The sequence below is a fragment of the Mucilaginibacter sp. P5_A4 genome, assembly GCF_056400605.1.
The window spans coordinates 1-969 of record NZ_JBFUKX010000153.1 but is presented as its reverse complement, the minus strand read 5'-3'; the positions used below and the strand labels follow the sequence as shown (position 1 = coordinate 969).

At 39.5% G+C, this 969-nt stretch carries 1 protein-coding gene; it reads left to right on the top strand.

Annotated features, from left to right (window positions below):
* The coding region (locus AC1DQW_RS27765) for a DUF5686 family protein (RefSeq protein ID WP_477457033.1) at nucleotides 1-969 on the top strand (969 nt) is incomplete at both ends.

Here is a 969-nt window from a genome sequence, read left to right as displayed (position 1 = left end):
CCCGTAATAAAGGTGATTTGCTTTTTGAGGGCAAATTACTGGTTACCATGGATGGGCATTACGCTGTTGAATCATGTGAGCTTAATGTAAATAAGCAAATCAATATCAATTTTATGCGCAGCCTTAAAATCCGGCTGGATTTTGAACAACACCCCGACGGGCGCTATTACCTGAGCAAAAGTGATGTAAAAGCAGATTTTGGTATAAAAAAAGAAAAAGGAACCGGAGTTTTTGGCGAGCGAACGGTGTATTATGATCACTATAAGTTAAATTCACCACTTCCGGCCGCGTTTTACCAGGGTAAAAGTTTACAAACTGCTGTAAACTCCAACAGGCCGGATACCAGCTACTGGAGACAAAACAGGACTGATACGCTTACCACTCAGCAGCAACAGCTTTATGAGCATATAAACCGGTTGGAAAGTATGCCCTCTTTTAAAAGATTAACGTGGATTGCAGCAACCATCACAGGAGGATATGGCGACCTCGGCCCCGTACAAATAGGCCCGACGGGGGCTACATATGCTTTTGATAATGTAGAAGGGGCTCGTTTCCAGGTAGGCGGACGAACTACGCCGAAATTCAACAGATCCATCTATTTAGAAGGTTATACAGCATATGGAACACGGGACACTAAATTCAAATTTAACTTAAGTACCTATTTTTCATTAAATAATATACCGCCTTATCGTTTCCCCAACGATTATTTTAGGATTAGCTACCGGTATGATATTGATAAACCCGGAAAAGTTTTTTCAATAAATAACTCGCAGTCGGCACTTACCTCGTTCCAAAGCGGCAAAACCGATTACTGGCTTTTTAACAAGACTTTCAAAGTTGATTATGTAAAGGATTTTGAAAATCATTTTTCATATAATCTTACTTTCAAAAACTGGAACCAACAAACTGCCGGTACACTGGTATTTGAGGTTAATGATTCAAATAATAGTATTGTACATGATTTAACAA